We start from the raw sequence: 16,014 nt of genomic DNA on the forward strand, positions 1-16,014 counted from the left end.
CCCGGTCCTGTCGCTGGGTGTCGGTTCAGACGTCGAGCTGGTCGGCGACCGCGCGGAGCAGGCCGGCGACCTTCTTGCCGGCGGTCTTCTCGGGGTAACGGCCGCGCTCCAGGGTCTGCGTGACGTTCTCCAGCAGGGTCGTCAGGTCCTGCACGATGGAGGCCAGCTCGTCCGGCTTCTTGCGCTGCGCGGCCGCCACCGAAGGGGTCGGGTCCAGCAGGATCACCGACAGGGCCTGGTCGCCGCGCTGTCCGGCGACGACGCCGAACTCCACGCGCTGGCCCGGCTTCAGGGTCTCGACTCCGGCGGGGAGGACCGAGGAATGGACGAAGACGTCACCGCCGTCGTCACGGGAGAGAAAGCCGAAGCCCTTCTCGCTGTTGAACCACTTGACCTTGCCGGTGGGCACGTCTGTCCTCGTCCTCGTACTCGTCGGAAAAATGCTCAATAACAACCCTGGCGGGTCGACCATGACCCGCCGGTACCAAGGCTAATGGTCTCCGGGCGGGTGACAAGACGTCGCCCGGTTGTTCCTTCGCGCTGGGAACTACCCTGGTCGGGTGCGTGACGAAACTCGAATGAATTCCGCCGAACCCGGTGACCGGCTGATCCGTGCCGGTGCGATCGTCTTCTTCCTCGGCGCCCTGGCCACTCTGGTCACCGTGGCTCCGCTGCTGCTCGGAACGACGCCTTTTCCGACGTACATGTTCGGGCTGAGCATGCTCATGGCCGTCGGATTCGTGCTCGCCGGTGCGGGCGTGCTGCGTTCGGCCGCGGCGGGGCGGCGGCAGGCGCGGGCGGCCGCTCAGGCGTCGAGGTAGGCCGAAAGCCACCCCGGGAACGCGTCGAGCGACGCGAGGACCACGTCCGCGCCGGCCTCGGCCAGCTCCTCGGGCGCGCACGGCCCGCTGGCCACGGCCACCGACAGCGCTCCGGCCGTGCGGGCGCCGCGGACGTCCCCGACGTGGTCGCCGACGTACACGTCGGCGCCGTACTCGCGCAGCGCCTCCGCCTTCTGCTCGGCCCACAGGTCGCCGACGACCACGTCGGCGTCCAGGCCGAGGTGTTCCACGTGCAGCTTGGCGTTGGCCTCGTACTTGGCGGTGACCACGACCGTCCGCCCGCCGGCGGCCTTCACGGCCGCGAGGGCCGCGCGGGCGCCGGGCATGGGCAGGGTGGCCGGGACGGCTATCCCCGGGTACATCGCGCGGTAGGTGTCCACCATGGCCTCGACCTGGTCCGCCGGGAACCAGTTCGCCATCTCCTCCACCAGCGGCGGCCCGAGCCGGGTGACGGCGAGATCGGCGTCGATGTAGGTACCGGTCCGCTCCGACAGCAGCTGGTACACGGCCCGGATGCCGGGGCGGGAGTCGATCAGGGTCATGTCGAGGTCGAATCCGACCACCGGAGCGCGGGACGTCATGACGGCCATTGTGCCGTGCGGCCCCGGCCGGCCGGCGCGGTCAGAACTCCGCGGTGTCCAGCTCGAAGCCGAGGGGGGCGGGCAGCGGCACGGTCTGCCCGAGCTTGTGCTTCGGCCCGTGCGCGTAGGAGTCGCCGGACGGCTCGGAGTAGACCCTCACCTCGCCCTCCTGCCGGTCGATCAGCAGGTAGACGGGGATGCCGGCGCGGGCGTAGCCGTGGATCTTCTTGTCGCGGTCGCGTTCGGCCGTGCTGCCGGAGGTCACTTCGGCGACGAGGAGAACCGGGGCGGGGTCGTGCCACTCGTCCTTGCTGTCGAAGCTGCCCTTGGGGGCGACGACCAGGTCGGGGACGACATGACCGGTACCGGAGGCACCGGGGACGTCCAGGCCGATGCCGGTGTAGTTGCGCAGCGAGCGGTCGTGGCGCCGTTCACCGACCTGGTGACTGAGTTCCGACACGAACTCCTCGTGTTCCCCGTTGGCCGGTGGCGTCACGTGGATCTCCCCTTCGATCAACTCCACGCGCCAGCCCCGGGGGGCCGCCGCACTGAAGAGCTCGAAGGCCTGCTCCACGCTCGCACCCGAGTAGTCGGGCACACCGCTGTCCGCGTCGCTGTCGCCGTCCGGGTCGTCGTAGGGGCCGTGAATGGCCTCGCCCTGGTACCCCGGCATGATGATCGGCTCCGCCGTCGCCATGACAGACCTCCCTCGCTCGACGCGACGTTCCCAGGGTAGGCGGGAAGCGCGTCCGGCGAATCCGGTGCGGATCACCCGAACGAGTGTGCTGTTACGTTTCCGCGCCTCGGCACTACCGCTGCCGCTGCGAGCGCCACACCAGGAACAGGGCCGACGCCAGCGCCGCGCCGCGCAGGACCCACGGCCAGGTCTCGGAGATCGCGTCGCTCATGTGGCCCTCGGCGATCGGCTCGCCCCAGCGGCCCGCGGTACGGCCCCACAGCCACACCACCCCGGCGGTCAGGGACAGGCCCGGGAGGATGACGACCGCCCACTTGGTCTCCGCGTCGGTCAGGCGGCGTGAGGCCCAGGCGATCAGCCAGCCCGCCGCCAGCGCGACCAGGTTGCCTAGCACCGCTCCGGCGACCAGGCAGGCGGCGGCGAGCAGCAGCAGGGGGTTGCTCCAGCGGGGCAGGGAGCGGGGGCGGACCCGCTCGATCACGCCGGGCTTCCCGTCGGAGGCCGGTTCGGCGTCCGTCTCGGGCTCCTCGTCCGGGGTCCCGGCGGGCTCGGTCTCCTTCTCCGCCGGTTCCTTCCGCGGTGGCTTCAGCAGGTCCGGGATCTCCACCCCGCCCACGAACCCGGGCACCTCGTCCGTGCCGGCGTCCCCGAACGGTCCCGGCTGCACCCGCCACCAGTCGGGCTGTACGGCGCTGCGGCCCAGCTCCTGGGCGCTGGCCAGGTGCGGCGGGGCGGGGACCTCGGGCGCGGGGGCGTTCTCGGGGGAATCGGCGGGCCGCGGGCGGGGCACGCGCCGCCGCTTCGCGCGGGGTGCCTTCCGTTCGTCCCGCGCGTCCTGGTCGGTGTCCCGCTGCACCGGTACCGCCGCCGCCGGTGGCTGCGGGGCCGGCGTGCCGCCGTCGACGGCGGCCGTGACCACGTCGTCGGGGCTGCCGAGGCGGTCCAGGATGCGGCGCACGGCCGCCGGGCTGTCGACGACCGCCCGGGCCCGGCGCCGGTCGATCTCGTCCCTCAGCTGCGACACGAGCCGCATCCGGGCGGCCGACGGCAGCTGTTGTTGCTGCGCCACGTCACCGACGCGGCTCAGGTACTCGTAGACGACCTTGTCGCTCTCGATCCCCACGGGAAGAAGCTATCGCGCGGCCCCCCGCCCCGGGCACGGCCGCGCTGTCGCACCCACCCGCTACCGTGGGTCGGATGAGCCCCGAGGACACGCCGGCCCCCCGCTCGCTCGCCGAAGCGCTCCGCGCGCGCGACGACGCCTCCCTGGCCGCCCTCCTGCGCAGCCGCCCCGACCTCATCACCCCCGTGCCGACCGACCTCACCCAGCTCGCGACGCGTGCCGGGACCCGGGCGAGCGTCGTGCGCGCGCTGGAGCGGCTGGACCGGTTCGCGCTGCAGACCGCGCAGGCGCTGGCGGTGGCCGCCGACCCGGCGTCGTACGAGGAACTGCTCGGGCTGATGGCCGGGGACGAGCGGGACCCGGCGGTCGCCGCCGCGCTGCCGCACGCGCTCGGCGTGCTGCGCGAGCAGGCGCTGGTGTGGGGCGGCGACGACCGGCTGCGGCTGGTGCGCACCGCGCGCGAACTGCTCGCCCCGTCCCCGCAGCACCCCTCGCCGACCGGGCTCGGCCCGACCGTGCAGGAGGCGACCGCGGGCATGTCGCCCGGGCGCATCCAGGAGATCGTGACCACCGCGGGGCTGGCCTCCACCCACGACTCGGTGTCCGCGGTCACCGCGCTCACCGCGCTGTTCGGCGACCGCAAGCGCATGGCGGCCCTGCTCGCCGGCGCGCCGGAGGAGTCCCGGCAGGTGCTGGCGCGGCTGGTGTGGGGACCGCCGTACGGGCAGGTCACGGCCGACCCGGCGGCGCATCTGCGCTGGCTGCTGGACCGCGGGCTGCTGCTGCCGACCGCGCCCGGCACGGTCGTGCTGCCCCGGGAGGTGGCGCTGCATCTGCGGCAGGGCCGCGCGCACCGGGAGCCCGAGCCGCTGCCGCCCGCCGTCGAGGCCGTGAAGGTCCACCGTCCCCAGGTGGTGGACGCCACCGCCGCCGGGCAGGCGCTGACCGCACTGGCCACGGTGGAGGAGCTGCTGAAGGACTGGCACGAGGGCGGCCCCGCCGTGCTGCGGGCCGGCGGGCTCAGCGTGCGCGACCTGAAGCGGACCGCGGTCGCGCTGGACGTGCCGGAGCCGGTGGCCGCGTTCTGGGTGGAGCTGGCGTACGCGGCCGGGCTGCTGGCCTCCGACGGCGAGGCCGACGAACGGTACGCCGCCACCCCGGCCTACGACGAGTGGCTGACCCTGCCCGCGCAGGAGCGGTGGGTGCGGCTCGCGGAGGCGTGGCTGGCGGCGACCCGCACGGCGGGGCTGGTCGGCGGGCGGGACGCCAAGGAGCGCGCGCTGTCGGCGCTGGGCCCGGGCCTGGACCGGTCCGCGGCGCCGGAGGTACGGCACCGGGTGCTGACGCTGCTCGCCGCGCTGCCCGAGGGCGCCGCGCCGGACCCGGAGTCGGTGCTGGCGCGGCTTCAGTGGGAGCGGCCGCAGCGCCGGGAGGACGACCTGCGCACCCGGCTCGCCCGCTGGACGCTGGACGAGGCGGAGTTGCTGGGCGTGACCGGGCGGGGCGCGCTGGCGGCCCACGGCCGGGCGCTGCTCGGGCTGCCCGCGCCGGACCACACCCCGCGCGCGGAGGAGCCCTCCGGCCCCGGCGACAAGCTGCCCGTCCACCACCACCGCCGGCCCGCCCCCGCCGCGCCCCTGTCCCCCGCCGAGCAGGCCGCCGCCTCGGCCGCCGCCGCGCGGCTGCTGGCGCCGCTGTTGCCGGAACCGCTGGACCACGTGCTGCTCCAGGCCGACCTGACGGCCGTCGCGCCGGGCCCGCTGCAACGCCCCCTCGCGGACACGCTCGGCGTCCTCGCCGACGTCGAGTCCAAGGGCGGCGCGACCGTCTACCGCTTCACGCCCGCCTCCGTACGGCGTGCCCTGGACGCCGGGCGCACCGCCGCCGACCTGCACGCCTTCCTCGCGGCGCACTCGCGCACGCCGGTGCCGCAGCCGCTGGCGTACCTGATCGACGACGTGGCCCGCCGCCACGGCCATCTGCGGGTCGGCGCCGCCTCCGCGTACGTGCGCTGCGACGACGACGCCCTGCTCAACGAGATCCTCGCCGACAAGCGGTCCGCCGGGCTGCGGCTGCGCCGCCTCGCGCCGACGGTCCTGGCCGCGCAGAGCGACCCGGCGACGCTCCTGGAGGGCCTGCGGGCGATGGGCTTCGCGCCGGCCGCGGAGTCCGCCGAGGGCGATGTGCTGATCGCCCGCCCCGACGCCCACCGCACCCCGCCACGCACCCCGCCGGAGCCGGTGCCGGACGGCCCGCCGATGCCGGACGCGGCACTGCTGTCGGCGGCGATCCGCGCGATCCGGGCGGGCGACCTGGCCTCCACCACCCCGCGCAAGCCCACCGACGACACCCCGCTCGCGCCGGGCGAGCTGCCGCGCACCTCGGCCGCCGAGACCCTCGCCACCATGCAGGCCGCCGTGCTGACCGGCGAGGCGGTGTGGATCGGCTTCGTCAACGCCGAGGGCGCCGCCAGCCAGCGCGTCATCGCGCCGGTCCGGGTGGAGGGTGGCTTCGTCACGGCGTACGACCACACCGCGGACGAGGTCCGCACCTTCCCGCTGCACCGGATCACGGGAGTGGCGGAGCTCGCGGACGACTGACGCCCGGGTGCGGCACACTGGACGTTTGGGCCGTTGTGGAAAGGTGTGTGCCGCGCGTGAACGGACCGCTGATCGTCCAGTCCGACAAGACCCTCCTCCTGGAGGTCGACCACGAGCAGGCCGACGAGTGCCGTCGGGCCATCGCGCCGTTCGCGGAGCTGGAGCGGGCGCCCGAGCACATCCACACCTACCGGGTGACGCCGCTCGGCCTGTGGAACGCGCGGGCCGCCGGGCACGACGCCGAGCAGGTCGTGGACGCGCTGGTGCAGTACAGCCGCTACCCGGTGCCGCACGCGCTGCTCGTCGACATCGCCGAGACGATGGACCGCTACGGGCGGCTGTCGCTGGTCAAGCACCCGGCGCACGGGCTGGTGCTGACCTCCACGGACCGGCCGGTCCTTGAGGAGGTGCTGCGCTCCAAGCGGATCGCCCCGCTGGTCGGCGCCCGCATCGACCCCGACACCGTCGTCGTGCACCCCTCCGAGCGCGGGCAGATCAAGCAGACGCTGCTGAAGCTGGGCTGGCCGGCCGAGGACCTCGCCGGGTACGTCGACGGTGAGGCGCACCCGATCGAGCTGGCCGAGGACGGCTGGGCGCTGCGGCCCTACCAGAAGCAGGCCGTGGAGAACTTCTGGCACGGCGGCTCCGGCGTCGTCGTCCTGCCCTGCGGCGCCGGCAAGACGCTGGTCGGGGCCGGGGCGATGTCCCAGGCCAAATCGACCACGCTGATCCTCGTCACCAACACCGTCTCCGCGCGGCAGTGGAAGCACGAGCTGGTGAAGCGGACGTCGCTGACCGAGGACGAGATCGGCGAGTACAGCGGCACGCGCAAGGAGATCCGGCCGGTCACCATCGCGACGTACCAGGTGCTGACGACCCGGCGGAAGGGTGTCTACCCGCACCTGGAGCTGTTCGACTCCCGGGACTGGGGTCTGATCGTCTACGACGAGGTGCACCTGCTGCCGGCGCCCGTGTTCAAGTTCACCGCGGACCTCCAGGCGCGGCGGCGGCTCGGCCTGACCGCGACGCTGGTGCGGGAGGACGGCCGCGAGTCGGACGTGTTCTCGCTGATCGGCCCGAAGCGGTTCGACGCGCCGTGGAAGGAGATCGAGGCGCAGGGGTACATCGCGCCCGCGGACTGCGTCGAGGTCCGGGTGAACCTGACCGACTCCGAGCGGCTGGCGTACGCGACGGCCGAGGCGGAGGAGAAGTACCGGTTCTGCGCGACGACGGACACCAAGCGGAAGGTGACCGAGGCGATCGTCCGGCGCTTCGCCGGGCAGCAGATCCTCGTCATCGGGCAGTACATCGACCAGCTCGACGAGCTGGGCGAGCACCTGGGCGCGCCCGTCATCAAGGGCGAGACGTCGAACGCGCAGCGGGAGAAGCTGTTCGACGCGTTCCGGGAGGGCGAGATCAGCGTCCTGGTGGTGTCCAAGGTCGCGAACTTCTCCATCGACCTGCCCGAGGCCACGGTCGCCATCCAGGTCTCGGGCACGTTCGGCTCCCGGCAGGAGGAGGCCCAGCGGCTGGGCCGGGTGCTGCGGCCCAAGGCCGACGGGCACCAGGCGCACTTCTACTCGGTGGTCGCCCGCGACACGATCGACCAGGACTTCGCGGCGCACCGGCAGCGGTTCCTGGCGGAGCAGGGGTACGCGTACCGGATCATGGACGCGGACGAGTTGCTGGCGGAGAGCTGAGGGGCCGACGCCGGCCGCCTTCGGTCGGCTCGGTTCCCGGTCACCCCTGCGGCAGTGTGAACACCAGGAGCAGGACGAACACCGGCGGCAGCAGGGAGGCCACGGCCAGCCAGGCGCGCAGGGCCGACCAGCGGCGGGTCCAGGGCAGCACCCAGGACGTGAGCCAGGTGCCGAAGGTGAGGAAGCTGCCGAAGAACAGCGTGCCGTAGATCAGGGACAGCGCGGTCTCCAGCGCCTGTGAGCAGTCGTCGGGGCCGCAGCTGTCGGTGGCCATCGCGGACAGTCCGCCGAAGAGCAGCGCGGCCGGGCCGAGGACGAGCAGGAGCAGGGTCGCGACGGTGGGCGCGATCCAGGCCAGGCGGTCGCGGTCGGCGGTGGGCGGCGGGAACGCGGGCGGCGGTGCGGCGAAGTGCGGGAGGTGCGGTGTGCTCATGGGGCCAGTGAAGCCGCGCCGGCCGGCCCGGCGCACCGGCCCGGGTACTCATCCGTCGCCGGTGCTCATACTCATCTCCTCCGGACGTCCCCTGCGGCGTACGACCGTCTCCTCGCCGTACTCGCCGAGGACGACCACGTCGAAGGCGGCACGGGCGTAGACACGGACGGCGCGGAGGGTGTCGCCGAGGAGGTGGCGGTGGCTGCCGGTGACCGGCGAGGCGCCGTGGGGGCGGGTGGGGCCGGTGGCTGGGTAAAGGGTCGCTGTGCTCATACCTCCATGGTGCGATTGCGGACATAAGATGCGCATCGGTCTGGGGGATGCTGTGTCCCTTAGGGCGGGGTGGGGCGTCCCCTAGGGGCCGGGTCGGGCCGGGCCGGGGGTTCGCGGTTGTGCCTCGGGGGTCGGGAAAAGCGTTCGCGGTGGGAATGCGCGGTCGCCTACAATCTCCGCTCTTGCCCGCCTCCCTTCGCCGGAGTGCTGTCGTCCGGTCGGAAACCGGGCGGCCCGCCCACTCGTCCAGGAGTCACCCCCGCAGGTTTTCCGGAGGCACCGCCTTGTCCACGCCCGTGTCCCAGCCCACCGACGACCCCCTGGCGCGGGAGCGCGCCCACCTCGCCGAGTCACGGGCCGCGCTGCGCGCGATGCGCGAGGACGTCGAGTCGCTCGACATCCGCGACGTCACCGCGAACTGGGTCAACGCCGAGGTGCTCTCCCGCCAGATCGACGAGCGCATCAAGGCCCTGGCCGACCTCAGCGACACCCCGCTGTTCTTCGGCCGGCTCGACTACCTCCACGCACCCGGCGCCGACCGGGCGGAGGGCGCGGAGGGCGAGCGGTTCTACATCGGGCGGCGGCATGTGCACGACGCCGACGGGGACCCCATGGTGATCGACTGGCGGGCGCCGGTCTCGCAGCCGTTCTACCGGGCGTCCAAGAAGGACCCGATGGACATCGGGCTGCGCCGCCGCTTCGGCTACACCGGCGGCGACCTCACGGCGTACGAGGACGAGCACCTGTCCGACCCGGCGGAGGCGGCCCGCACCAGCAAGCTGCTCCAGCAGGAGATCGAGCGGCCGCGTGTCGGCCCGATGCGGGACATCGTCGCGACCATCCAGCCGGAGCAGGACGAGATCGTACGGTCGGGGCTGGGCGGCACGGTGTGCGTGCAGGGCGGCCCCGGCACCGGAAAGACCGCCGTCGGCCTGCACCGGGTGGCGTACCTGCTGTACGCCCACCGGGAGCGGCTGGCCCGCACCGGCACGCTGGTGATCGGGCCGAACCGGTCCTTCCTCCACTACATCGAGCAAGTGCTGCCCGCGCTGGGCGAGTTGGCGGTGCAGCAGGCGACGGTCGACGATCTCGTGGCCCATGTCGAGGTGCGCGGCACGGACGACGCGCCCGCCGCGCTCGTCAAGGGCGACGCCCGCATGGCCGAGGTGCTGCGGCGGGCCCTGTACGCGCACGTGACCATGCCCACCGAGCCGGTCGTCGTGGTGCGCGGCTCGCGGCGGTGGCGGGTCCCCGCGTACGAACTGGAGGAGATCGTCCGGGAGTTGCTGGACCGGGACATCCGGTACGGCGCCGCCCGCGAGGCCCTGCCGCAGCGCATCGCGCACGCCGTGCTGGTGCAGATGGAGCGGGCCGGAGAGGCGCCGGACGACCGTGTGCAGGACGCCGTCGCCCGCAACAGCGCGGTGAAGGCGGCCGTGAAGGCGGTCTGGCCGGCCGTCGAGCCGGCCAAGCTGGTCCTGCGGCTGCTCACCGACGCGGATTTCCTCGCCGAGCACGCGGAGGGGATCCTCGACGCGGAGGAGCAGAAGACGATCCTGTGGGCGAAGCCCGTCCGGAGCGTGAAGTCGGCGAAGTGGTCGGCGGCGGACGCCGTGCTCATCGACGAGGTGACGGACCTCGTGCAGCGCACGTCCTCCCTCGGGCACGTGGTGCTGGACGAGGCGCAGGACCTGTCGCCGATGCAGTACCGGGCGGTGGGGCGGCGCTGTACGACCGGTTCCGCGACGGTCCTCGGCGACCTGGCGCAGGGGACGACGCCGTGGGCGACGAGGAGCTGGGAGGAGGCGCTGGCCCATCTCGGCAAGCCGGACGCGGTGGTCGAGGAGCTGACGGCCGGTTTCCGTGTGCCGACGGACGTCATCGCCTACGCCTCGCGGCTGCTGCCGCACATCGCGCCGGGGCTGACGCCGGTGGCGTCGGTCCGGGAGAACCCCGGGTTCTTCGAGGTGCGGGCGGTGGTGGGGGCGGGGGATGTCGTGGCCGCGTGCGAGGAGCTGCTGCGGAACGAGGGCTCGACGGGTCTGATCGCGGCGGACGCGCGTATCGCCGCGCTGGCGGAGGCGCTGGACGCGGCGGGGATCGGGTACCTCTCCCCCGGTGAGGAGACGACGCGGGAGACCCGGCTGACGCTGGTGCCGGCGTCGCTGGCGAAGGGTCTGGAGTACGACTACGTCGTCCTGGACGAACCGCAGGCGGTCGTGGACGGGGAACCGGACGAGCGGACGGGGTTGCGGCGGCTGTACGTCGCGCTGACGCGTGCGGTGTCTGGGTTGATCGTGACGCATGGGGCGGGGTTGCCGGGGCAGTTGACGTGACGTGGTGGGGTGCGGGTGCCTGCGGGGGCCTGTGCGGGTGCCTGCGGCGGCCTGTGCGGGTGGGTGGGTGGTTGCTCGCGCAGTTCCCCGCGCCCCTGAATGCCTGCGGCGGCCCGCGCGGGGCAGTGGGTGGCTGATGTAGCGCCATCCGCTGGTGGGTGGGTCGGGGCCGCGCCGGGGGGTATCCGTCCTCGGTGCGCCGCTGCGTCGGTCAAATCCGCACCGCCACTTTCCGCCGCCCGCTGCGGGCGGACACCCCCCGACACGTCCCCTGCCCGCCGTACGCGTCTACCGGCCACCGTGACTGCGGCAGGCCGCCCCGCTGGGGTAGCGGGTAGCCGGCGCCGCCTCGCGACTCAGCTGCGGGCAGTCGTGCCGCTGGGGCGGCACGGGTGGGCGCAGCGGCACCCGTTAGCGCCGGGCTGCGCCGCCCACCCCCGGCCCACCGCAGCGCACGGCAACCCGGTCAGCCGTCCGCGCCAGCGTCCAGTACCGACCTCCACTCCGCCACCGCCTCCACAGACACCGGCCCCTCCCAGCCCCCCGGCCGAGCCGCGCCGCCGATGTGGAAACCGGAGATGCCCGCGTCCAGGAGCCGCGGTACGTGGTCCAGGCGGAGGCCGCCGCCGACCAGGATGTGCTGCTCGTACCCCGGTTCCCCCTGCCGCCGCGCCTCCGCCAGCAGCGTGGGGAGCCCGGCGTCGACGCCTCCCGCCGCACCCGCCGTGAGGTAGGTGTCCAGCCCCGGCATCCCGTCCAGCGCCTTGCGCAGCGCGTCGCGGTCCGCGGCGCGGTCGATCGCCCGGTGGAAGGTCCAGCTGCACCCGTCCAGGGCGGACAGCACGCGCTCGACGGTCCCCAGGTCCACACTGCCGTCCGCCGACAGGAAGCCCAGCACGAACTCCTGCGCCCCCGCGGCGCGCAGCTCCCCCGCGAGCCCGACCAGCCGTGCGACATCCCCCGCGGCGAAACCGTCCGCCAGCCGCAGCATCACGCGCAGGTCGAGGTCGACCGCGGCACGGATCCCGGCGAAGGTCGCCACGGACGGGGTGAGCCCGTCGGCGGCCATGTCGGTGACCAGCTCCAGCCGGTCCGCACCTCCGGCCTGGGCGGCGACCGCGTCCTCGGGGTCGAGGGCGATCACCTCCAGGACTGCACGCTTGCTCATGGGACCCCATTCCTCGGTCGTCGACGGCGGCTACAGCCGATAAAGGGATACAGGTCTAGTCCAATCCCGAAGGGAAAGACTACGCCCGCCGCCGCGCACGCCACAGTCACCCGAAGATGTTCAGCTCCCGAGGCTCCACTCCGGTCAGCTCGTACGCCGCCCCGGCCGTCGGGCGGCCCGCGTAGAGGCGTACGAGGGTCGCCGAGTCACCGATGAAGCGCGCCACGTGCCGGTGCTGGTCCACTCCGACCCCGCCGAGCCGCAGCGGCTCGTCCACGTCGTCCAGGTCCGCCTGAAGTGGGATGTGGCCAAGAGTCTGCGTTCCCCACGCGAGGAGGGTCAGTGCGTGCGGGAGTCCCGGCCCGCCGTAGGCGTTCGGCTCGCCCAGTGCCTCCCGTACGTCTCCCGCGTGGACCCATTCGCCCAGCGCGATCAGGTCCATCCGGCCGTCCGAGCCGGCCATCACCGGGCCCGCCTCCGTCATGCCGCGCTCCAGCTCGTCGACGATCCGCGCGTTGCTCCAGGCGGACCGTTCCGCGATGTCCCTCGCGTTGTTCTCCGGCGTGAACACGCCCGGCTCGTACCGGCCCTCCACCACCCGCTTCAGCGCGGCCGAGCAGTGCGCCAGCACATCCCGTACCGACCAGCCCGGACACGCCTCCACCGGCCGCGCGTAGTCGTCGTCGGCGCGCTGTCGCAGCAGCGGGACCAGCGCGTCGCGTTCCGTGGTCAGCAGCCGTCCCGGCAGTTCCGGATCCCGTTCCCGTACGTCAGTCATGGCCCCCACGCTAGGCGCCGCACCCCCGCGCCCGGCGCAACAGCGGAAGAATGTCCCCATGGCCGACCCCGATCTCGACGCCCTCCGCAGTCGCTTCACCCGCGCCCTCGTCGCGGTGCGCGGAGACGCCCCCGCTCCGGCCCCGGAGCCCTACGCCGACAATCTGCTCGCCCGCTGGCGGGAGCCGCAGCGGCGGTATCACACGCTCGCCCACCTCACCGCCGTCCTCGATCACATCGACGGGCCGCTGGAGGAGTACGCGGGCGCGCCGGACCTGGTGCGGCTCGCCGCCTGGTTCCATGACGCCGTGTATCTGCCGGAGCGGTCCGAGAACGAGGAGCGGTCCGCCCGGCTCGCCGAGCGGGCCCTCGCCGAGGCCGGCCTCCCCGAGCGGGCCGTCGCCGAGGTCGCCCGGCTCGTCCGGCTGACCGAGACGCACGATCCGTCCGACGACGACCGCGACGGGCAGGTGCTCTGCGACGCCGATCTCGCGGTCCTCGCCGCGCCGCCGTCCGCGTACGCCGCGTACACCGCCGCCGTCCGCGAGGAGTACCACTTCGTGCCCAACGACGCCTTCCGGTCGGGGCGGGCCGCGATCCTGCGTCAACTGCTTGAGCTTCCGCGGCTGTTCCGTACGCCGTACGGGCGGGAGCGCTGGGAGGCCACCGCCCGGTACAACCTCGCGGCCGAGCTGGAAATGCTGTCGACCGCGGCGGATCCGACCGCCTAGGGTGCCGCTCATGCGTGCATGGGGCGGGGACGAAGTGGAAGAGGCCGTCGCGAGCTGTGTCGCGGCGCTGCGGCCGGCGGTCGACCGGGACTGGGCGTCGGTGCGGGCCGGGCGGGTCGAGTGGAGCTGTCGTACCACAGCGGCCCACATCGCCAGTGATCTCGTGGGGTACGCGGGGCAGTTGGCGGGGCGGGTGCAGGATCGGTACGCGCCCTTCGACATCACCGTCGACGGCAATGAGGACGGGTGGCCCGCAGCCGACAACCCCGGGCTTCTGGAGGTCATCGAGACCACCGGTGCCCTGCTCGCCGCCGCCGTCCGTACCGCGCCCCGGGACGCCCGCGGCTTCCACCCGTATCCCTTCCGCAGTGCGGACCGGGAGGGTTTCGCCGCGATGGGCATCGCGGAGGTGCTGCTGCACACGCATGACATCGCCGAGGGGCTGGGGCTGTCCTACGAGCCGCCCGCGCAGCTCGTCGAGGACCTCCTCACCCGGATCTTCCCGCACGTGCGGCCCGGCCCGGCCGCCTGGCCGACGCTGCTGTGGGCCACCGGGCGCGGTGCGCTGCCCGAGCGCGAACCGGTCACCAAGTGGCACTGGTACAACAACCCCGCCCTGCCCGCCGGGCCGCTCACCCTGTACGGCGTGACCCCGGCCGCCGCCCGTGACCTCGCCGTCGGCGGGGACGGAGGCTTCGACTGGGTCGAGGACGGGCCCTTCGACGGCACGCGGGACGCCGCCGGCATGGTGGTCAAGGCGTACGAGGCGGGCGTACTGCGTCCCGAGTGGGGGATGTTCGTGATGGTGCGCCAGGAGGACGGGCTCGCCGTGGGGGGCATCGGGTTCCACGGTCCGCCGGACGACGAGGCGCGCGCCGAGGTCGGCTACGACCTCGCCCCCTCCGCCCGCGGCCACGGCTACGCCACCGAGGCACTGCGCGCCCTGTCCGACTGGGCGCTGGCCCGCGACGACGTACAGATGCTGCTCGCGGTGATCGACCACGACAACACGGCCTCGCAGGGCGTGGTCACCCGCGCCGGATACACCCGGGCGACGACGGACGAGGAACGCGTCGCGCAGGACCAGCACGGCATGGAGGCCGCGCAGCAGTTGTACGTCCGGCGCGTCTGACGGGCGTCACGCGCCGCGCTTGCGGCGGCGCAGGCCCGCCCCGTGCAGCAGCCGGACCACCTCCCGGCTGCTCACCTCCACCGCGCCCGCGCGCACCGCGTCGGAGTACCGGTGGGAGGGCAGGTCGTAGTGGTCGCGTTCGAAGGCCCGCCGGGGCACGCCGAGGCGCTCGGCGAACCGGTGGAGTTCGTCGTACGACGTGTCGCTGACGAGGTGGGACCACCACCGGCCGTGTCCCGGCCAGTTCGGCGGGTCGATGTAGACCGTCACGACGAGGGCGTTCCGCCGGCCGCCCGGCCCAGTCCGCCGATCGCCGCGACCTTCACGCCGGCCTTGTGGCACACCCAGTGCGGGTCGGGGCCGAGTTCCGGTTCGACCTCCAGGGCGTGCGGGTCGCCGGAGCCGCACACCGGGCACAGCGGCCAGCGGCCGTACCGCTCCAGGAGGGAGTCCTGTACGTCCTGGGCGATCAGCCCGGCGAGGAACCCGGCGCCCTCCGGCCACTGTTCGACCCACCACCGCCGCTGCGCGACGGACTCCTCGACCATCGAGACGACGTCCGCCTCGGCGACCTCGCGCGCGACGAGGTCCGCGAGGACGAGGGCGCGCGCCGCGTGCAGGGCCTGCTCCAGGGGGCTGATGGGGTCCGTGCCGTCCATGCCCCCTATTGTGCGCACTCTTGACCCCGACCCCGAGCCGAAAATATCTTTCACTGGTGACCCAGGATGTGAAGGAAATTTTCGGGGGTGCCCTCGCCGCCAAGGTGCGCACGCTCGCCCCCTCGATGACCCGCTCCATGCAGCGCGTCGCCGAGGCCGTCGCCGGCGACCCGGCCGGCTGCGCCGCCCTCACGGTCACCGGCCTCGCCGAACTCACCGGCACCAGCGAGGCGACGGTGGTCCGCACCGCCCGCCTCCTCGGCTACCCCGGCTACCGCGATCTGCGGCTGGCCCTCGCCGGGCTCGCCGCCCAGCAGCAGTCCGGGCGGGCGCCCGCCATCACCACCGACATCGCGGTGGACGACCCCATCGCCGACGTCGTCGCCAAACTCGCCTACGAGGAGCAGCAGACGCTCGCCGACACCGCGGCCGGCCTGGACACCGCGCAGCTCGGCGCCGCCGTCGCCGCGGCCGCCACGGCCCGCCGTATCGACGTCTACGGCGTCGGCGCGTCCGGGCTCGTCGCGCAGGACCTCACGCAGAAGCTGCTGCGCATAGGGCTGATAGCGCACGCGCACAGCGATCCGCACCTCGCCGTCACCAACGCCGTGCAACTCCGGTCGGGGGACGTGGCGATCGCCATCACCCACTCCGGCTCCACCGGCGACGTCATCGAACCGCTGCGGGTCGCCTTCGAGCACGGCGCTACGACGGTCGCCATCACCGGGCGGCCGGACAGCCCCGTCACCCAGTACGCCGACCACGTGCTGACGACGTCCACCTCCCGGGAGAGCGAGCTGCGGCCCGCGGCGATGTCGTCCCGCACCAGTCAACTGCTGGTGGTGGACTGCCTGTTCGTCGGGGTCGCGCAACGGACGTACGACACGGCCGCCCCGGCGCTGGCGGCGTCGTACGAGGCACTGGCGCACCGGCACCGGAAGTAACCCAGGACCCGAAGAGAG

The 16,014-nt window shown here is 73.7% G+C and carries 17 protein-coding genes; 7 read left to right on the plus strand and 10 right to left on the minus strand.

The features are described 5' to 3' along the window. Positions 1-25: 25 nt before the first annotated feature. Complete coding sequence (locus IE308_RS37375) at positions 26-409, minus strand: cold-shock protein (RefSeq protein WP_110628849.1); 384 nt, start codon at positions 407-409, stop codon at positions 26-28. Between the two features lie 151 nt (positions 410-560). Here IE308_RS37375 and IE308_RS28310 point away from each other — a divergent pair, with 151 nt between their 5' ends. Beyond that, positions 561-821 (plus strand): hypothetical protein, encoded by a 261-nt coding sequence (locus IE308_RS28310; RefSeq protein WP_110628850.1) that lies wholly within the window; start codon positions 561-563, stop codon positions 819-821. Here the strand turns inward: IE308_RS28310 and IE308_RS28315 are convergent. The 3 genes from IE308_RS28315 to IE308_RS28325 form a co-directional block, all read right to left on the minus strand. Next, positions 806-1,432, minus strand: coding sequence for an HAD family hydrolase (locus IE308_RS28315; protein ID WP_190220089.1), 627 nt, complete (start codon positions 1,430-1,432; stop codon positions 806-808). The two genes, IE308_RS28310 and IE308_RS28315, sit on opposite strands and share 16 nt — an antisense overlap. Before the next feature lie 31 nt (positions 1,433-1,463). Beyond that, positions 1,464-2,120, minus strand: coding sequence for a Uma2 family endonuclease (locus IE308_RS28320; RefSeq protein ID WP_190220090.1), 657 nt, complete (start codon positions 2,118-2,120; stop codon positions 1,464-1,466). Positions 2,121-2,232: 112 nt separating this feature from the next. Continuing rightward, positions 2,233-3,243 carry a hypothetical protein gene (locus IE308_RS28325; protein ID WP_190220091.1) on the minus strand — a complete coding sequence of 337 codons (1,011 nt, stop codon included), beginning with the start codon at positions 3,241-3,243 and terminating at the stop codon, positions 2,233-2,235. A gap of 74 nt (positions 3,244-3,317) precedes the next feature. Here IE308_RS28325 and IE308_RS28330 point away from each other — a divergent pair, with 74 nt between their 5' ends. Continuing rightward, positions 3,318-5,843, plus strand: coding sequence for a helicase-associated domain-containing protein (locus tag IE308_RS28330; protein ID WP_190220092.1), 2,526 nt, complete (start codon positions 3,318-3,320; stop codon positions 5,841-5,843). Between the two features lie 56 nt (positions 5,844-5,899). After that, on the plus strand, positions 5,900-7,543 hold the full coding sequence (locus IE308_RS28335; protein WP_110628855.1) for a DNA repair helicase XPB: 1,644 nt from the start codon (positions 5,900-5,902) through the stop codon (positions 7,541-7,543). Between the two features lie 40 nt (positions 7,544-7,583). On the opposite strand, the gene IE308_RS28340 is transcribed toward IE308_RS28335, so the two are convergent. Both IE308_RS28340 and IE308_RS28345 read right to left on the minus strand, forming a co-directional pair. After that, positions 7,584-7,976 carry a hypothetical protein gene (locus tag IE308_RS28340; protein ID WP_190220093.1) on the minus strand — a complete coding sequence of 131 codons (393 nt, stop codon included), beginning with the start codon at positions 7,974-7,976 and terminating at the stop codon, positions 7,584-7,586. Between the two features lie 48 nt (positions 7,977-8,024). Continuing rightward, positions 8,025-8,249, minus strand: a complete 225-nt coding sequence (locus IE308_RS28345) for a hypothetical protein (RefSeq protein WP_190220094.1) — start codon at positions 8,247-8,249, stop codon at positions 8,025-8,027. Positions 8,250-8,533: 284 nt separating this feature from the next. Here IE308_RS28345 and IE308_RS28350 point away from each other — a divergent pair, with 284 nt between their 5' ends. Next, the gene (locus IE308_RS28350; protein WP_190220095.1) at positions 8,534-10,585 is read left to right on the plus strand and encodes a HelD family protein; all 2,052 of its coding nucleotides are present in this window, start codon (positions 8,534-8,536) and stop codon (positions 10,583-10,585) included. 466 nt (positions 10,586-11,051) lie between these two features. Here the strand turns inward: IE308_RS28350 and IE308_RS28355 are convergent, their stop codons facing one another. Both IE308_RS28355 and IE308_RS28360 read right to left on the minus strand, forming a co-directional pair. Continuing rightward, positions 11,052-11,753, minus strand: a complete 702-nt coding sequence (locus IE308_RS28355) for a copper homeostasis protein CutC (RefSeq protein WP_190220096.1) — start codon at positions 11,751-11,753, stop codon at positions 11,052-11,054. A 106-nt stretch (positions 11,754-11,859) separates the two neighbouring features. Continuing rightward, complete coding sequence (locus IE308_RS28360; RefSeq protein ID WP_190220097.1) at positions 11,860-12,531, minus strand: maleylpyruvate isomerase family mycothiol-dependent enzyme; 672 nt, start codon at positions 12,529-12,531, stop codon at positions 11,860-11,862. Between the two features lie 58 nt (positions 12,532-12,589). Between IE308_RS28360 and IE308_RS28365 the strand changes: the two genes are divergently transcribed. Both IE308_RS28365 and IE308_RS28370 read left to right on the plus strand, forming a co-directional pair. Continuing rightward, on the plus strand, positions 12,590-13,261 hold the full coding sequence (locus tag IE308_RS28365) for an HD domain-containing protein (protein WP_190220098.1): 672 nt from the start codon (positions 12,590-12,592) through the stop codon (positions 13,259-13,261). 10 nt (positions 13,262-13,271) lie between these two features. Then, positions 13,272-14,393: a GNAT family N-acetyltransferase gene (locus IE308_RS28370; RefSeq protein ID WP_190220099.1), complete on the plus strand. Its 1,122-nt coding sequence runs from the start codon at positions 13,272-13,274 to the stop codon at positions 14,391-14,393. Positions 14,394-14,399: 6 nt separating this feature from the next. On the opposite strand, the gene IE308_RS28375 is transcribed toward IE308_RS28370, so the two are convergent. Together IE308_RS28375 and IE308_RS28380 are read right to left on the minus strand one after the other, a co-directional pair. Further along, positions 14,400-14,663: a DUF4031 domain-containing protein gene (locus tag IE308_RS28375; protein WP_190220100.1), complete on the minus strand. Its 264-nt coding sequence runs from the start codon at positions 14,661-14,663 to the stop codon at positions 14,400-14,402. Further along, positions 14,660-15,052 (minus strand): DUF8819 family protein, encoded by a 393-nt coding sequence (locus IE308_RS28380; protein ID WP_110628865.1) that lies wholly within the window; start codon positions 15,050-15,052, stop codon positions 14,660-14,662. Before IE308_RS28380 ends, IE308_RS28375 begins: the two co-directional genes overlap by 4 nt. A gap of 56 nt (positions 15,053-15,108) precedes the next feature. Here IE308_RS28380 and IE308_RS28385 point away from each other — a divergent pair, with 56 nt between their 5' ends. Then, complete coding sequence (locus IE308_RS28385) at positions 15,109-15,996, plus strand: MurR/RpiR family transcriptional regulator (protein ID WP_268256496.1); 888 nt, start codon at positions 15,109-15,111, stop codon at positions 15,994-15,996. Positions 15,997-16,014: the final 18 nt, after the last annotated feature.

This window comes from Streptomyces griseosporeus (assembly GCF_014656055.1).
GTDB classification, from domain to species: domain Bacteria; phylum Actinomycetota; class Actinomycetes; order Streptomycetales; family Streptomycetaceae; genus Streptomyces; species Streptomyces griseosporeus.